We start from the raw sequence: 14431 nt of genomic DNA, 5'->3' as shown, positions 1-14431 counted from the left end.
ACAATCGAAACAGAAAATAAGGGGAATGATGACTGAATGAGCGGGCACTTTATCACGTTTGAAGGAAACGACGGCGCTGGAAAAACCACCGTCTTAAACCAGGTTGTAGACCGATTGCAACCCCAGTTGGGGAAGCAATTGGTGGTTACTCGCGAACCCGGGGGCGATCCGATCGCAGAAAAAATCCGGAATTTAATTGTAGATGAACAAAACGAGGCCATGGATGACCGCACGGAAGCACTCCTCTTTGCGGCGGCGCGACGCCAGCACCTGGAACAGACGGTGTTGCCCGCGCTAGCACAAGAACAAGTGGTCCTTTGTGATCGCTATGTCGATAGCTCGGTGGCCTATCAAGGGGCCGGACGGCAGTTAGGTGAACAGGAAGTGCTGGAGTTAAATCAGTTTGCCACGAACGGCGTGCTCCCTGATTTAACCATTTACTTTGCGGTTCCGGTTGCGGTGGGTTTGGAACGGATTGAACACCGCGATGAACAGTCCACTAACCGGTTAGATCGTGAGCAGCGTGATTTTTACGTCCGAGTCCATGATGCTTACGAACGTCTTTCTCAAGCGCATCCCGAACGAATTGTGCGGGTGGATGCGACCCAATCAGTAACAACTGTAACTAACCAGGTACTCGCCATTATTACGCAACACTTGAAGTAAGCCCAGAGGAGGTCATTACACATGAAATTAGTCCTAGCGATTATTCAAGAAAAAGATGCCGGTAAATTGCAAGCCCAGTTAAACGAACACAAAATCATTGCCACACAACTACCCACAAAGGGTGGTTTTTTGCGGGCTAAAAACGTGACGTACATGGTGGGAATCAATGACGAACGGGTCCCAGAGTTACTCGATTTAATTAAGCACTCTTGTCAGGCGCGGGATCAGTACGTAACGCCACCCATTAACCTGGTGGGGAGCATTAACGACACGGCTTACCCGGTCGAAGTTGAAGTTGGGGGAGCCACGGTCATGGTGCTGCCGATTGAAGACTTTTTCCGGTTCTAGCCGATGGAAACCACGGCAGCACAGCACTTACTAGCGGACGTGAACGCCAAACAACCCGATCTGATTCAGCACTTTGTCCAAGTAGTGCAAGCGGGTGACCTGAGTCATGCGTATTTATTCTCAGGTAGTGCTGGGGATGGTAAATTAGCGGTCGCCAAGGTTACTACGATGGCACTGTTTTGCTTACATCCCACTAAGGAAGGATTTCCCTGTGGAGCATGTAACGAGTGCCTGCGGATTGCGAACGATGAACATCCAGACGTTTTAGTGATTGAACCGGACGGCCAATCAATTAAGATTGAGCAGGTGCGGGCGTTGAAACGGGAGTTTTCTAAGAGTGCGGTCGAAGGCAATCAGAAGGTCTTTATCATTGATGCCGCCGACACGATGACGGTCGGAGCGGCTAACAGTCTACTGAAGGTGATTGAAGAACCGCTGGCGACGGTAACGGCCTTTTTGTTGACCACCGATTACCACCACATTTTGCCGACGATTCGGTCACGGACCCAGTTAGTGGAATTCCCGCAAATTAAACAAGCAGCCTTACAAAGTTATTTGGCGGAGCGGGATTTGAGCAAGACGGAGATTAACTTGGCCCTGCAAATCACGAACTCCACCACCGAGTTGGATCAGCTGATTGCGGAGCAGTGGCTCAGTAAGATGAAGCAACAAATTGAAGGCTGGTTTACCTGGATTAGCAAGGGTGATGTGCGAGCCTTTCCGTTAGTCCAGACGAACTTAATGCCCTTGATTAAGGACCGCTTTAGTCAAAACGTGACAATTACAATGATGTGTTTAATTTTCAAGGATGTATTTAACGTCAAATTTAGGAACCGCGCTCCAGAGCAACTGGCATTTGGTGATATTTATGATTTGCTTAAATCAACGGCTGACCAATTGTCAGATCACCAAATTGTCAGTATGATTAATGACATACTGGCAACGTCTCAGTTGCAAAGAGTGAACGTAGGGTTTCAGGGCAGCTTAGAAGTGCTGACGTTAAAATGTTTGCAGTCCATAACTAGCGAATGAGAGGGATGAAGGGATTGTCAACCAAAAATGTAGATGAGGGCATGGATGACCTTTCTACGCAGTTTGAGCAAATGCTGACCAAAATTACGACGCTACGCACCAAGGTGGCCGCAGTTTTGGAGGAAAATTCGGAATTACGAATCGAAAATGAACACCTGCGCGAGCTCTTAGGGGCCGCGGAAAAAAAGCATCAGGGCGTGCGGGAGTTATCCCAATCTAAAAAGAACCTCGAAAAACTCTATAATCAGGGTTATCACATTTGTAACCAGTACTACGGCAAACGCCGGGAAGCGAACGAAAGCTGCATCTTTTGTACTGACATTATTTACGGAGAACGGTAATTATGACGATTTATGCCCAAAGTAGTTTTGCGCCCCGCCAAACGGGCATTCTGTATCTGGTTCCAACCCCGATTGGGAATCTGGATGACATTACGTTGCGGGCGCTAAAGGTGCTACAAACTGCGGATGTGATTGCGGCCGAGGATACCCGGAACACGCAAAAATTACTGAATCACTTTGAAATTAAAACGAAACAAATTAGTTTTCACGAACACAACACGGCCAGTCGGATTCCAGAGCTTGTGAGGATGTTAGAGGATGGGAACACGATTGCCCAAGTTAGCGACGCAGGGATGCCATCGATTAGTGATCCAGGTCACGAACTGGTGGTAGCCTGCATTCAGGCCCACGTCCCCGTGGTGAGTTTGCCGGGATCGACCGCCGGCTTAACCAGTTTAATTGCCTCTGGGTTAGCTCCACAGCCGTTTTTGTTTTACGGCTTTTTACAGCGGAAGCCGAAGGAACAACGAGCGGAACTAACCGAATTACAGAACGAAACCGTAACGCTGATTTTTTATGAGGCCCCACATCGGTTGAAACAGACCCTAAAAAACATGGTGCAAGTTTTGGGTAACCGGCCGGCGGCACTAGGACGGGAACTAACCAAAAAGCACGAGGAATACGTGCGGGGAACGCTCCCAGAGCTACTTGACTGGGCGACAGACAATCAGATTCGCGGTGAATTTGTCATCTTAGTTGGTGGCAATCCGGATCCCCAACCATTAGCCACCACGGCAGCGGTTACGGAAACAGTTCCGATTGAAAACCAAGTCGAACAACTAATTCAAACTGGGTTAAAGCCCAATCAAGCCATTAAGCAGGTGGCAAAGGCTAACCGTCTGGTTCGTCAGACCGTCTACAATCGTTTTCACCAGCTTGATCAAGAGGAGAAGAGTTAATGCCAGCTTCAGTTTTTTCAGAAAGATACAAAATTGCCAATTTTCAAACCGAAATTCACGGGAAAATCACCCTCCAGTGTCTGATTGATAGCTTTATTCAGGTCTCAGAAGATGAATCGGTTGAACTTTCCGTGGGAGTGAGTGATGTGCAGGCAACCGGGGTGACCTGGATTGTGGTGCAACAGGATTTACACATCCATCGGTTGCCTCGGGCTAACGAACGAGTGCGGATTGAAACCCAAGCGGCTTCTCATACCAACTACTTTGCCCGTCGTTTGTACCGGGTGTATGACCAGGCTGATAACCTGTTGGTTGATGTGGAAAGTCTGTGGGTCATGATGGATTTGCAGACGAGAAAAATGGTCAAAATTAATCCGGCGTTAACCGAACCCTTTGGAAGCGAACACGTCAAACGCTTGCCACGCTTGACCAAGATTCCTAATCTGAGTGGGGAACCGGATCAAACGATGACTTATCCCGTGTTGTTTACTGACATTGACTTTAACGGTCACGTTAGCAACACTCACTACGTGGGCTGGATTACCAACACTCTGGACTTTGACTTCCTGCGGGATTACCTGCCGACGGACTTTAGCATTAAGTATGCTGATGAGGTGCGGTACGGGGATGAAGTGGTTAGTCAGGCCCAATTCTTGGATCGAGATGAAGCACACCCCGTTACGGTCCACCAAATTATGGCGGCGGACCAGGTGCGGGCGACGGCCCAAATTAAGTGGGCAAAGATTAAACCAAAGAAGGCGGATGCATGAAAACGCTAGCAATTGATACGTCGAATCGACCGCTCTCGGTGGCCGTAGTCGACGGAGAGCAAGTTCTTGCAACGACTACAATCACGACCCAGCGCAAACATGCGGCGTACGCCATGGATGAAGTAGCGCGGTTGGTTAAGTTGGCCAACTTGACACCGGCGGATTTAGAACGCGTGGTGATTGCCGTGGGACCAGGGTCTTATACCGGATTACGGGTGGCCGTGACGATTGGGAAGGTTTTAGCGACAACCTTGAACATTGATTTAGTGACCGTTTCGAGTTTGCAAACGTTGGCCTTAAACGTTACGACGGAGCAGCAACTGGTGGTACCGTTGTTTGATGCCCGAAACGACATCGTTTTCTCTGGTTGCTACCGGATTAAGAAGACCGGACCCCGCTCGGTTTTACCCGAACAACACGTGGAAATTGCTGCTTGGCTCGATCAATTAGCGGCTTTGCACGAACCGATTACGTTTGTGGGCGAAGACGTTGCCCACTTTTTACCGCAACTTCAAGCACGGTTGGGCAAGCGGGCCCATACGGTGACGGGAATGGATAATCTGCCTCAGGCCGGGCAATTAGGTCTGTACGGGGAACGCTTAACGCCCGTTGCCAACATCGACCAAGTGGTGCCACACTACCTCCGCTTGACGCAGGCCGAAGCAGAATGGCAGGACAAACACCCAGGAGAAGGATCGACCAACTATGTTGAACAAGTTTAAAGAGTGGTACCGCCAAAACATTAACGACCGCAAGGAACAACGGATTACCGAAGCACTGGAATTTAAAAACCGGATTGTGGAAATTAGTGGGATGAAATATTTCCTCGGGAAGGGTTCCATGACTGATTTGCCGGACATTGTGAAGGTGGATCAGGCTGCGTATGGGAGCAAGGTCAAATGGGGACCTAAACGCTTTAAGGCGGGGTTAAAAAATCAGAACGATCGCTTTTATCTGATTTTGCGTCATGCCGATGAGTTAGTCGGTTTTATCTGCATCGTGATTTCTCGGAAAAAAAGTTGTTGTCACATTGAAAACCTAGCGATTCTTCCGGGGTTTCAAAAACGCGGGCTCGGCTATTTTCTGGTGACGACCATTATCGAACGGGCGCGGGAGATGGAATTACGCCGGGTCGTGTTTACCTGTCGGAAGAGTAACGATCGTTCGCAAAGTTTGGTGCGCGATTTAGGGTTTGTCTTGGTAGAAGAAGAGCCTAATTATTACGATGACGGGGAAGCAGCGGTTAACTACCAGTTGCATTTAGATCAACGGAACTATTTAGCGGCCAGCAACTTTGGCCGGTAGGCAACGAAAAAGTGGTGAAAAAAGTGGAAGAAGAAACAAGTTTAATCCTGGCGTTTGAAACGAGTTGTGATGAAACCAGCGTGGCGGTCATTAAGAGTGGCAATGAAATTCTGAGTAACGTGGTGGCCACCCAGATTAAAAGTCACCAGCGGTTTGGCGGAGTTGTTCCCGAAGTCGCTAGCCGGCATCACATTGAACAAATTACCATTTGCCTAAAAAAGGCGCTGCAAACGGCCCAAGTTACTTATGCAGATCTGACGGGCGTTGCCATTACATATGGACCTGGTTTGGTGGGTTCCTTACTGGTCGGGATTACGGCTGCCAAGGCGGTGGCCTGGGCGCACAATTTACCGTTAATCCCGGTTAATCATTTGGCTGGCCACATTTATGCCACCAACTTTGTAACCCCGATTCAATTTCCAGCGTTAGCGTTGGTGGTTTCTGGTGGGCACACGGAGTTGGTGTGGATGCCTAAAGAAGGCGAGTTTCAGATTATCGGCGAAACCCGGGATGACGCGGCGGGTGAAACCTACGATAAGATTGGCCGGGTTTTAGGCATTAACTACCCCGCTGGTCCCACGGTTGATCAATGGGCTCAGAGTGGACAGGATACCTTTGATTTTCCGCGGGCCATGGTGAAGGAAGATAACTTTGACTTTAGCTTTAGTGGATTAAAGAGTGCTTTCATCAACACCGTGCATCATGCCGAACAAGTGGGCGAAACGCTAAATAAACAAGATTTAGCCACTAGCTTTCAAGCAGCGGTCGTGGACGTGTTAGTGACCAAGTCGCTGGCGGCCTTACAACAGTATCCGACCAAGGAATTTATTTTGGTAGGGGGCGTGGCCGCTAATCACGGATTGCGAACCGCCTTACAGACGGCTGTCGAAAAACAAGGCGTACCGTTTGTGATGGCGCCGTTGAAACTTTGTGGGGATAATGCCGCTATGATTGGCGCAGCTGGGGCCATGTTACAACGCCATGGTGCTCGGGCTGATATGTTGCTAAATGCCGATCCCGGTTTAGAATTTGATTGGGAAGCGGATGCCGCTCGTTAAATTGAAAAAAATGGTCGTCGGAAAAATTAATTTCCGACGACCATTTTTTAGTTGGAGTTACTTAGTTGTATTTGTAGAAGCCTTCGCCAGATTCACGTCCAATCTTGCCGGCGTCAATCATCGCTTTGACCTTTTCGGCGGCTGCTTGTAAATCAGGGTCACTGGAATTGTGGGCGATTTCGTAAATGGTTTTCATTCCCACTGTATCCATGATCCGGAAGGGACCGCTGGGGGCTCCAGTTCCGATGGTCCAAGTGTTATCGATGTCTTCAGGACTGGCAATTCCCTTGCTCCAGAGGATTAAAGCGTTGTTTAGAAAGGGAACCAGGAGACTGTTCAAGATGTAGCCTGGTTGTTCCTGATTAATCATGATTGGAATCATGCCAATTTCTTTAGAGTATCGTTGCAATTCCGCGGGTAGAGCGGGATTAGTTTTGCTTTGTGGCATGATTTCGGCCGTGTTGAATTTCCAAATCTCGTTGGCAAAGTGGTAAGCCAAAAACTTACCCGGCCGACCAGTTGCTTCAGCAAATTGTGAAGGTAAGAAGGTAGAAGTGTTAGTTACAAGGATGGTATTGGGATCAGCCAGGTCCTTGAACTGAGCGTAAAAATCATCCTTAGTTACTACGTTTTCTGGCAGGGCTTCGATTACCAGATCAGCACCAGCTAAAGCATCCTTTAAATCAGTGGTGAACTGTAAGTGCTTTTCGGCGTTTTTGATTTGTTCGTCAGTGGCGTTTAAATCAGTCTGAACTGCCGTTTCCCAGCGAGCAATTCGAGCTTTAGTTCGGTCAATAGATTGAGCAGAACGGCCCCAGATGGTGACGTTCTTGTTATGAAAGGCGGACATAAAGCCAATTTGGGAGCCTAAGGTTCCTCCGCCAATGATGGTAACGTTGTTAAATTCCATGATGGTCACTCTTTTCTATGGATTATTTGGTACAAGGCAAGTATAGCACCATGGAATGAGAACTAGCGTAATTAGAAACCGCGAATTAGGGAATGAAAGCGGATAATTTATTGCTGATTACTACCTTGAAATGAATTAGATTAATTGTTACAGTAGGTGAATCATCAAATAAGAAATCAAGCTGTAACGGAGGACTTAATGAATGTTTAAACTTAAAAATATTTTATTCAGCGACTGTGTCTTATGGTTTTTAGCCTCTTTAGGAATGCTTTACGGTTCTTTTGTTAGTCAAACCGTTTATCAAATCGCTACACTGTTCATGTTAATTTTCATGTTGATCTTTTTGCTTTTGTATCCCTACCAAGCAAATAAAAACATGAAGGTCAAAACTGTTCCCTTTGTAATTGTCTTTTTCGTTTTTTCTTCAATTTTAATTACCGTTTTACAGTAGCATTTTGATTGGTTAATGGTCGGCGAATTACTTTTAATCGTGGTTATCTTGGCCGATTACTGGTATATCTGGAAAATTATGAAAAAGGGTCGGCCTAAGTAAGATTGCAATTTTTCATTAAAACGGTTTCATAAAACCAGTTAATTTGGTGGTATAATTACGTTGAAGTAATAATGAAACGAGGATGAATCACAATGAAAAAGTCAAAATTCCTATTAACTGGCGTAGTCGCACTAACACTGGGAACGGTCGGGGTTGTTACTCTGTCAGCAAACCCATTAACGGTTCAAGCCCAAACGGCCAATTCGAATGCTGACCAAGGAGAGATTATTGTCCACTACGTTGATCAGAACGGCAATCCCATCCGCTCAGCAACCACAGCTACGGGCCAATCAGGAACGACTTACTATGCTTCGGTGCCCAGCATTAATGGCTATCGGTACGTCCGGGTTGCAAACGGACAAAACGATAGTTATGGGCCTGCAATGGTATTTGGGGGTTCTACCGATGGTACCGGAGTTCAGGAAATGACCATCATTTATTCGGCAAACGGAAATCAAGGTCAGACTAGTTCTGGTTCGCAATCCACCTCAACGAATTCTGCTACTAAAAAACAGGGTGATTCTGGCGCTACTACCTCGCAATCGACCAGAGCCAGTCAAACAAATTCAACCGCAACAGGCCAATCAGCTACTTCTCAGTCGGGACAAACTGCTGATGACCAGGCAGACGCATCTGGAACCACTACGAAAGCTGACCAAAAGCAAACTACCAAAAAGAAGCAAAAAAAATCCGTTCAGAAAAAGCAAGCAACGAAAAAAACGAATCAAGATCAAGCTAAAACTAAAACTAAGACACATCACAGCATCTTACCGTGGGTGATTGGGGGGATTGTTTTAGTGGCAATTGTGGTCGGAGCTGTAGTGTGGCATCGCCGCTATGTGCCGAAACATTAAGTATGATGATTAATTTTAAAACGTTATCAAACTAAAAGAGGAGCGCAACTGCGTTCCTCTTTTAGTTTTAATCTTAAATTAAAGTTAGCAACTAACTAGTAGTAATTGTTTTGAAAAACATTGCCTGTTAAACTATAAAGAATGCTAAGCAACGGTGCTTAATCAGGAGGAATTTTAGATGGAAGAGCAAGCAAACCAACGCTGGTCGTGGCCAACTTACCTGCTATTTTTTGTTATCAGTGTTTTATGTCCGAACGTTGTCTTGTACTTTACCAGTGCTAAGTTTTTGATAGGAAGAACCACCTTACTAGGTGTTAAGAACCTGGCTCATTTTTCGGACCTGCAGTTTACGTTTTTCCAGCTGTTCTTGGTTTTATTTGTTTCCACCGTGGGATTCGGAGTCACTTATTTAGTTAATTGGCTGGTTTTAAAAATGCTTTCCCGGAAATTAAATGTTCAAGCCTTGTTTGTGGCAATGGGTTTTGCCATTTTGATTGCGGATGCCATTACCATATTAGTGACCGGATTATTTCACATCAATACGCCTATCCTCACAGCAGCTCTCAAAGTCCTAGTCCTCACGTTTTGTTACGCTAGTTTTACTAAGTATCAGGACAAACGGGGGGCTTGTATCTTAGGAGTTCTATCCCTATTGATTCATTTTTCCCTGCTACTATTAAAATAGTCATAAATAAAACTCCTTGTCAGCGTGACGCCGACGGGGAGTTTTTTTAAGCTTCGTTAAGTTCTTCGAGATCCACACTCGCGGTTTCCCACTCATTTTCCACTCGTTGTTGTTCGGATTGGAGTTGGTGGAGTTGTTCCTGGAGCTGTTGACTCCGTTCTGGATCTTGGTAGTTTTCCGGCTGGGTCATGTCAGTTTGAACCTGAGTTACTTGTTCCTCTAGCTGACCCAGTTGTTTTTCTAAGTCCTGTACGGATCGTTCTAATTTGCGGCGTTGGCGTTGGACGTCCTTTTGGCGTTGGAACTGTTGCTTTTTTTCTGAAACCGGCTCGCTGGGCGCGGGAGCTGCTTCTGACTGTTCGTGAGCCGCAATTTCTGCTTCTTCTGCTTTTTTAGCCGTGTAGTAATCATAGTTCCCCATGTAGGTGGTGGAGCCATCCGCACTCAATTCCACGATGTGGGTCGCTAATTGATTGATAAAGTACCGGTCGTGAGAGACAAAGAGAATCGTACCCTGAAATTCCAACAGGGCCTTTTCCAAAACGTTGATGCTGTCAACGTCGAGGTGATTGGTTGGTTCGTCCAGAATTAGGAAGTTATCGTGTTGCATCGAAAGTTTAGTCAATAGCAACCGGGCTCGTTCCCCACCAGAAAGGTTGGCAACCTGTTTTTCGACCGCATTCCCACTAAAAAGAAAACTGCCTAAGATGGAGCGAATTTCTCGTTCTGGCGTGGTCGGATAGTCATCCCAAAGTTCATGAAGCACGTCTTTTTCAGGATGCAGGCGGGCCTGTTGTTGGTCGTAGTACCCGATTTGGACGCCAGTGCCAAAGTTGATGGTTCCTCGCAGTGGGGGAATTTCACCCACAATTGTTTTTAATAGCGTGGATTTTCCGACTCCGTTAGGTCCAAAGATGGCGACCCGTTGACCGCGTTTTAAGTGGAAGTCGATGGGGTAACTAAGTTCTGTTTGGTAGCCGATGCCCAGCTTTTCTACGTCGAGCACGACCTCACCACTTTTACGGTTCGGATGGAATTGGAAGCGGGCGGTCGCATGTTGGGGATGCGGTTTTTCAACCCGTTCGATTTTTGCCAATTGCTTTTGGCGGGATTGAGCTCGTTTGGTGGTCGAAGCGCGGACCATGTTTTTTTGGATGAACTCCTCGTCTTTTTTGATTTGGTGCTGTTGTTTTTCGTATTTCTTGGCGGCAATCTCTAACTGGTGCTGTTTTTCCTTTACAAAAAAGCTATAGTTTCCCGAGTAGTGGGTCAACCGGCCGTTTTCGAGGTCGTAAATTTCATTAACCACTTGATCCAAGAAGTACCGATCATGGGAAACCACCAACAGGGCGCCACTATAAGACTTGAGAAAGTTTTCAAGCCAGGCCGTGGTCTCCATGTCAATGTGGTTGGTCGGTTCGTCGAGAATCAGAAGGTCTGGTTTTTCTAATAGCAGTTTTGCCAGGGCCACCCGAGTTTGTTGACCTCCGGAAAGTTCATTAATCGGTCGGTTTTGGTCAGCAGTTGAAAACCCAAAAGCACTCATGACGGTTCGAATTTCAGCGTGATAGCCATAGCCATTGTCGCGCTTGAAATCTGCTTGTAATTGATCGTAGGTTTTGGAAATGGCCGCCAGTTTCTCAGGATCAGCAATGACCGCTGGTTGACTCATTTCGGTTTCTAATTCGTGAATTCGAGTTTCCATTTTAATTAAACGTGCAAAGGGGAGTTCTAATTCGGCCTCAATGGTCCGGTCAGAATGTAACCCTGTATTTTGGGGGAGGTACCCAATTGACAGTCCTTGTTTAATCGTTACGTGTCCATCACTAGCGGTTTTAGGATCAACCAGTAGCTTTAATAAGGTTGATTTTCCTGCCCCGTTTTGACCTACGAGTCCGATATGACTGTGATCATCGATGGTTAAATTAAGGTCGTCAAAAATGGGCGTCCCGTTAAAGCGTTTGGTCAGGTGTTGTGCCTGTAAAATAATCATTGTGCTTCCTCCTGCCGTAATCTTATCATATTTTGTGGTTTGCTAAGTAAAACCGAGATGAAATCATTCACAAACCTAATGGAATTAACTAAGCGGGTTGAATTTGAAAAAGAAGCATCTTTTTTAGTTGAACATTCCAATCAAGTCGGGAATCATTGCCGGTCTAACGAAAAAATTCACAAGCGCATAGTTTGTGGTAAAATGAGATTAAGAGTAGAACGACTAATTTGAAGGAGGCCATCAGCAAATGGCAGAAGTGAAGATTCCCCGTGCAACCGCAAAACGGCTACCACTTTATTATCGTTACTTAAATATTTTACACGATGGAGGAAAGACACGGGTTTCATCGACGGAACTGGCCGATGCCATTCACGTGGATTCGGCAACGATTCGGCGCGATTTTTCGTACTTTGGAGCCTTGGGAAAACGGGGTTATGGGTACGACGTTACGAACCTCTTGGAATTCTTCAAAAACATCCTGCACCAGGACCGTTTAACCAACGTAGCGTTAGTTGGAGTCGGAAACCTCGGGCACGCGCTATTAAATTTTAACTTTCACCAGGACAGTAACATTCGGATTTCTGCCGCCTTTGACGTAAATCCCAAAAACGTCAACACGATTCAAGGTGGGGTGCCGATTTATCCCATGGATCAGATGATTAAACAACTCCGGGACCAGCAGATTAGCGTGGTCATTTTAACTGTTCCGACTAATGTGGCTCAGGATGTGGCTGATCAGGTTTCAGAAGCAGGCGTGAAGGGCATCTTGAACTTTACCTCCCGACGTTTAAACGTTCCCGATGGGATTCGGGTGCACAATGTGGATCTCACTAATGAACTGCAAACTTTAATTTATTTCATCGATCATTATGATCATGGCAACGATGACTAAGGGTTCCGGAAATAGGAACTCTTTTTTTGAACTAAATTCTTGCATTTAAATTCGAAGGAGCTTATATTTAATAATGTAATTAGCACTTGATGAGTTTGAGTGCTAAAACGTTACTTTATTGGAGGGATTAATGATGTTACAACCAATTGGAGATCGTGTCATTATTGCAATTCAAGACCAACCGGAAGAAACGGTTGGTGGTATTGTATTAGCTGAAAACGCTAAGGAAAAACCAACCCAAGGAAAAGTCGTAGCGGTTGGAACGGGGCGAGTACTTGATAACGGTGAAAAAGTTGCTCCCGTAGTTAGTGAAGGTGACGTTGTGATGTTTGATAAGTACGCCGGAACTAAAGTTAACGATGGAGATCAAGAATATCTTGTGATGCACGAAAGTGACCTCCTCGCAATCGTTAAATAATTTAACAATTAGGCTGAAATAGCAAGTTCAAATTAATTAAACATGAGGTGAATGAAAATGGCTAAAGAATTAAAGTTTTCTGATGACGCTCGGAGCGCCATGCTCAAAGGGGTCGACAAGTTAGCTGACACAGTTAAAACAACGATGGGACCAAAGGGTCGGAACGTAGTCTTGGAAGAAACTGCTGGCGACCCAACGATTACCAACGATGGGGTTACGATTGCTAAGGCAATTAGTTTACCTGATCACTTTGAAAATATGGGGGCTAAGTTAGTTTCTGAGGTAGCATCCAAGACGAACGATGTTGCTGGGGACGGAACTACGACGGCTACGGTTTTAACCCAAGCCATCGTTAAAGAAGGAATGAAAAACGTGACGGCCGGTGCTAATCCAGTGGGCGTTCGTCGCGGAATTGAAAAGGCCACGAAAGCAGCCGTTGATAGCTTACACAAGATGAGCCACAAGGTGGAAAACAAAGATGATATTGCCCAAATCGCTTCGATTTCTTCTGCTAGCGAACAAGTGGGTAGTTTGATTGCCGATGCCATGGAAAAAGTTGGAAACGATGGGGTAATTACCATCGAAGACTCCAAGGGAGTAGAAACCAGCTTGGACGTGGTGGAAGGAATGGAATTTGATCGTGGTTACATGTCCCAATACATGGTCACTGATCAAGAAAAAATGGAAGCTGATTTAGACAATCCTTACATCTTAATCACCGACAAGAAGATTAACAATATGCAAGACATCATGCCGTTGTTGCAATCAGTTGTGGAACAAGGTCGTTCGTTGCTGATGATTGCCGATGACATTGGTGGCGAAGTGCTCCCAACCTTGGTTCTGAACAAGATGCGGGGGACCTTCAACGTGGTTGCTGTTAAGGCTCCTGGTTTTGGTGACCGCCGGAAGGCTCAATTACAAGACATCGCAACCTTAACTGGTGCGACTGTCATTAGTGACGACCTCGGCTTAGAATTGAAGGACACCACAGTTGATCAACTTGGACAATCCAATAAAGTAAACGTTACGAAAGATTCGACGACCATCGTGGAAGGTAAGGGGGACAAGGATGCCATTGCTCAACGCGTTGCCGAAATTAAGGGTCAAATTGCTGCTACCAACTCTGACTTTGACAGAGATAAGTTGCAAGAACGTTTGGCTAAATTAGCTGGTGGAGTAGCCGTTATCAAAGTTGGTGCTGCTACGGAAACCGAATTGAAAGAACGCAAGTACCGGATTGAAGACGCCTTGAACGCCACTCGGGCCGCCGTAGAGGAAGGATTTGTTCCCGGTGGTGGAACGGCCTTCATCAACATCTTAAACGATGTGGCTGCCGTAGAAGCAGAAGGCGACGAACAAACCGGGATTGACATCGTGCGTCGGGCTCTGGAAGCTCCGGTTAAGCAAATTGCTGAAAACGCTGGGGTAGATGGTGCTGTGATTGTGGACCACTTGAAACAAGAAAAACCAGGAATTGGGTACAATGCTGCGGACGACAAGTACGAAGACATGATTGCCGCCGGTGTAGTTGACCCAACCAAGGTTAGTCGGTCTGCCTTACAAAACGCTGCGTCTGTTTCTTCCTTATTGTTGACCACTGAAGCTGTGGTTGCGGAAGAACCAAAGGAAGATGGCGGCAACGATAATCCGGCCATGGCACAAGGAATGCCTGGCATGATGTAATTTAATTAATTAAAGAGAAGTTTA

The 14431-nt window shown here is 46.3% G+C and carries 16 protein-coding genes; 14 read left to right on the top strand and 2 right to left on the bottom strand.

Annotation, left to right across the window (positions count from 1 at the left end; translation table 11 throughout):
• The first annotated feature begins 36 nt into the window (after window positions 1-36).
• From tmk to tsaD, 9 genes are read left to right on the top strand one after another with little or no spacing between them, the layout of a single operon-like run.
• Window positions 37-666 (top strand): dTMP kinase, encoded by a 630-nt coding sequence (gene tmk, locus M3M37_RS04335; RefSeq protein WP_252794397.1) that lies wholly within the window; start codon window positions 37-39, stop codon window positions 664-666.
• A 21-nt stretch (window positions 667-687) separates the two neighbouring features.
• Window positions 688-1014 carry a cyclic-di-AMP receptor gene (locus M3M37_RS04330; protein ID WP_252794391.1) on the top strand — a complete coding sequence of 109 codons (327 nt, stop codon included), beginning with the start codon at window positions 688-690 and terminating at the stop codon, window positions 1012-1014.
• Window positions 1015-1017: 3 nt separating this feature from the next.
• Complete coding sequence (gene holB, locus M3M37_RS04325; protein WP_252794389.1) at window positions 1018-2046, top strand: DNA polymerase III subunit delta'; 1029 nt, start codon at window positions 1018-1020, stop codon at window positions 2044-2046.
• A gap of 14 nt (window positions 2047-2060) precedes the next feature.
• Window positions 2061-2387, top strand: coding sequence for a DNA replication initiation control protein YabA (locus M3M37_RS04320; RefSeq protein WP_252794387.1), 327 nt, complete (start codon window positions 2061-2063; stop codon window positions 2385-2387).
• Window positions 2388-2389: 2 nt separating this feature from the next.
• Window positions 2390-3286 carry a 16S rRNA (cytidine(1402)-2'-O)-methyltransferase gene (gene rsmI / locus M3M37_RS04315; RefSeq protein WP_252794386.1) on the top strand — a complete coding sequence of 299 codons (897 nt, stop codon included), beginning with the start codon at window positions 2390-2392 and terminating at the stop codon, window positions 3284-3286.
• Window positions 3286-4056 (top strand): acyl-[acyl-carrier-protein] thioesterase, encoded by a 771-nt coding sequence (locus tag M3M37_RS04310; protein WP_252794385.1) that lies wholly within the window; start codon window positions 3286-3288, stop codon window positions 4054-4056. The genes rsmI and M3M37_RS04310 overlap by 1 nt, the downstream gene beginning before the upstream one ends.
• On the top strand, window positions 4053-4778 hold the full coding sequence (tsaB, locus tag M3M37_RS04305) for a tRNA (adenosine(37)-N6)-threonylcarbamoyltransferase complex dimerization subunit type 1 TsaB (RefSeq protein WP_252794383.1): 726 nt from the start codon (window positions 4053-4055) through the stop codon (window positions 4776-4778). The genes M3M37_RS04310 and tsaB overlap by 4 nt, the downstream gene beginning before the upstream one ends.
• Window positions 4762-5361 carry a GNAT family N-acetyltransferase gene (locus M3M37_RS04300; RefSeq protein WP_252794381.1) on the top strand — a complete coding sequence of 200 codons (600 nt, stop codon included), beginning with the start codon at window positions 4762-4764 and terminating at the stop codon, window positions 5359-5361. The genes tsaB and M3M37_RS04300 overlap by 17 nt, the downstream gene beginning before the upstream one ends.
• A 23-nt stretch (window positions 5362-5384) precedes the next feature.
• Window positions 5385-6419: a tRNA (adenosine(37)-N6)-threonylcarbamoyltransferase complex transferase subunit TsaD gene (tsaD, locus tag M3M37_RS04295; RefSeq protein ID WP_252794379.1), complete on the top strand. Its 1035-nt coding sequence runs from the start codon at window positions 5385-5387 to the stop codon at window positions 6417-6419.
• 61 nt (window positions 6420-6480) lie between these two features.
• Here the strand turns inward: tsaD and M3M37_RS04290 are convergent, their stop codons facing one another.
• Complete coding sequence (locus tag M3M37_RS04290) at window positions 6481-7329, bottom strand: 3-hydroxyacyl-CoA dehydrogenase (protein WP_252794377.1); 849 nt, start codon at window positions 7327-7329, stop codon at window positions 6481-6483.
• A 645-nt stretch (window positions 7330-7974) separates the two neighbouring features.
• Here M3M37_RS04290 and M3M37_RS04285 point away from each other — a divergent pair.
• Window positions 7975-8736, top strand: coding sequence for a MucBP domain-containing protein (locus M3M37_RS04285; protein WP_252794376.1), 762 nt, complete (start codon window positions 7975-7977; stop codon window positions 8734-8736).
• A gap of 178 nt (window positions 8737-8914) precedes the next feature.
• Entirely contained in the window at window positions 8915-9421 is a 507-nt protein-coding gene (locus M3M37_RS04280; protein ID WP_252794374.1) for a hypothetical protein, read from the top strand.
• Between the two features lie 46 nt (window positions 9422-9467).
• Here M3M37_RS04280 and abc-f read toward each other — a convergent pair whose 3' ends face one another.
• Complete coding sequence (abc-f, locus tag M3M37_RS04275) at window positions 9468-11414, bottom strand: ribosomal protection-like ABC-F family protein (RefSeq protein ID WP_252794372.1); 1947 nt, start codon at window positions 11412-11414, stop codon at window positions 9468-9470.
• 247 nt (window positions 11415-11661) lie between these two features.
• On the opposite strand from abc-f, the gene M3M37_RS04270 reads away from it, so the two are divergent.
• The 3 genes from M3M37_RS04270 (at window position 11662) to groL (ending at window position 14407) form a co-directional block, all read left to right on the top strand.
• Complete coding sequence (locus tag M3M37_RS04270; RefSeq protein ID WP_252794370.1) at window positions 11662-12306, top strand: redox-sensing transcriptional repressor Rex; 645 nt, start codon at window positions 11662-11664, stop codon at window positions 12304-12306.
• A gap of 133 nt (window positions 12307-12439) precedes the next feature.
• Window positions 12440-12724 (top strand): co-chaperone GroES, encoded by a 285-nt coding sequence (gene groES, locus M3M37_RS04265; RefSeq protein WP_252795919.1) that lies wholly within the window; start codon window positions 12440-12442, stop codon window positions 12722-12724.
• Between the two features lie 57 nt (window positions 12725-12781).
• On the top strand, window positions 12782-14407 hold the full coding sequence (gene groL / locus M3M37_RS04260) for a chaperonin GroEL (RefSeq protein ID WP_252794368.1): 1626 nt from the start codon (window positions 12782-12784) through the stop codon (window positions 14405-14407).
• Window positions 14408-14431 lie beyond the last annotated feature (24 nt).

It is taken from the genome of Fructilactobacillus carniphilus, assembly GCF_024029675.1.
Classification (GTDB): Bacteria; Bacillota; Bacilli; order Lactobacillales; family Lactobacillaceae; genus Fructilactobacillus; species Fructilactobacillus carniphilus.
This window is presented reverse-complemented; position numbering and strand designations above follow the sequence as displayed.

Coding starts and splice junctions, on each gene's coding strand:
- tmk (WP_252794397.1), top strand. CDS start 37: ATGAGCGGGCACTTTATCACGTTTGAAGGAAACGACGGCGCTGGAAAA.
- M3M37_RS04330 (WP_252794391.1), top strand. CDS start 688: ATGAAATTAGTCCTAGCGATTATTCAAGAAAAAGATGCCGGTAAATTG.
- holB (WP_252794389.1), top strand. CDS start 1,018: ATGGAAACCACGGCAGCACAGCACTTACTAGCGGACGTGAACGCCAAA.
- rsmI (WP_252794386.1), top strand. CDS start 2,390: ATGACGATTTATGCCCAAAGTAGTTTTGCGCCCCGCCAAACGGGCATT.
- M3M37_RS04310 (WP_252794385.1), top strand. CDS start 3,286: ATGCCAGCTTCAGTTTTTTCAGAAAGATACAAAATTGCCAATTTTCAA.
- tsaB (WP_252794383.1), top strand. CDS start 4,053: ATGAAAACGCTAGCAATTGATACGTCGAATCGACCGCTCTCGGTGGCC.
- M3M37_RS04300 (WP_252794381.1), top strand. CDS start 4,762: ATGTTGAACAAGTTTAAAGAGTGGTACCGCCAAAACATTAACGACCGC.
- M3M37_RS04290 (WP_252794377.1), bottom strand. CDS start 7,329: ATGGAATTTAACAACGTTACCATCATTGGCGGAGGAACCTTAGGCTCC.
- M3M37_RS04285 (WP_252794376.1), top strand. CDS start 7,975: ATGAAAAAGTCAAAATTCCTATTAACTGGCGTAGTCGCACTAACACTG.
- M3M37_RS04280 (WP_252794374.1), top strand. CDS start 8,915: ATGGAAGAGCAAGCAAACCAACGCTGGTCGTGGCCAACTTACCTGCTA.
- abc-f (WP_252794372.1), bottom strand. CDS start 11,414: ATGATTATTTTACAGGCACAACACCTGACCAAACGCTTTAACGGGACG.
- M3M37_RS04270 (WP_252794370.1), top strand. CDS start 11,662: ATGGCAGAAGTGAAGATTCCCCGTGCAACCGCAAAACGGCTACCACTT.
- groES (WP_252795919.1), top strand. CDS start 12,440: ATGTTACAACCAATTGGAGATCGTGTCATTATTGCAATTCAAGACCAA.
- groL (WP_252794368.1), top strand. CDS start 12,782: ATGGCTAAAGAATTAAAGTTTTCTGATGACGCTCGGAGCGCCATGCTC.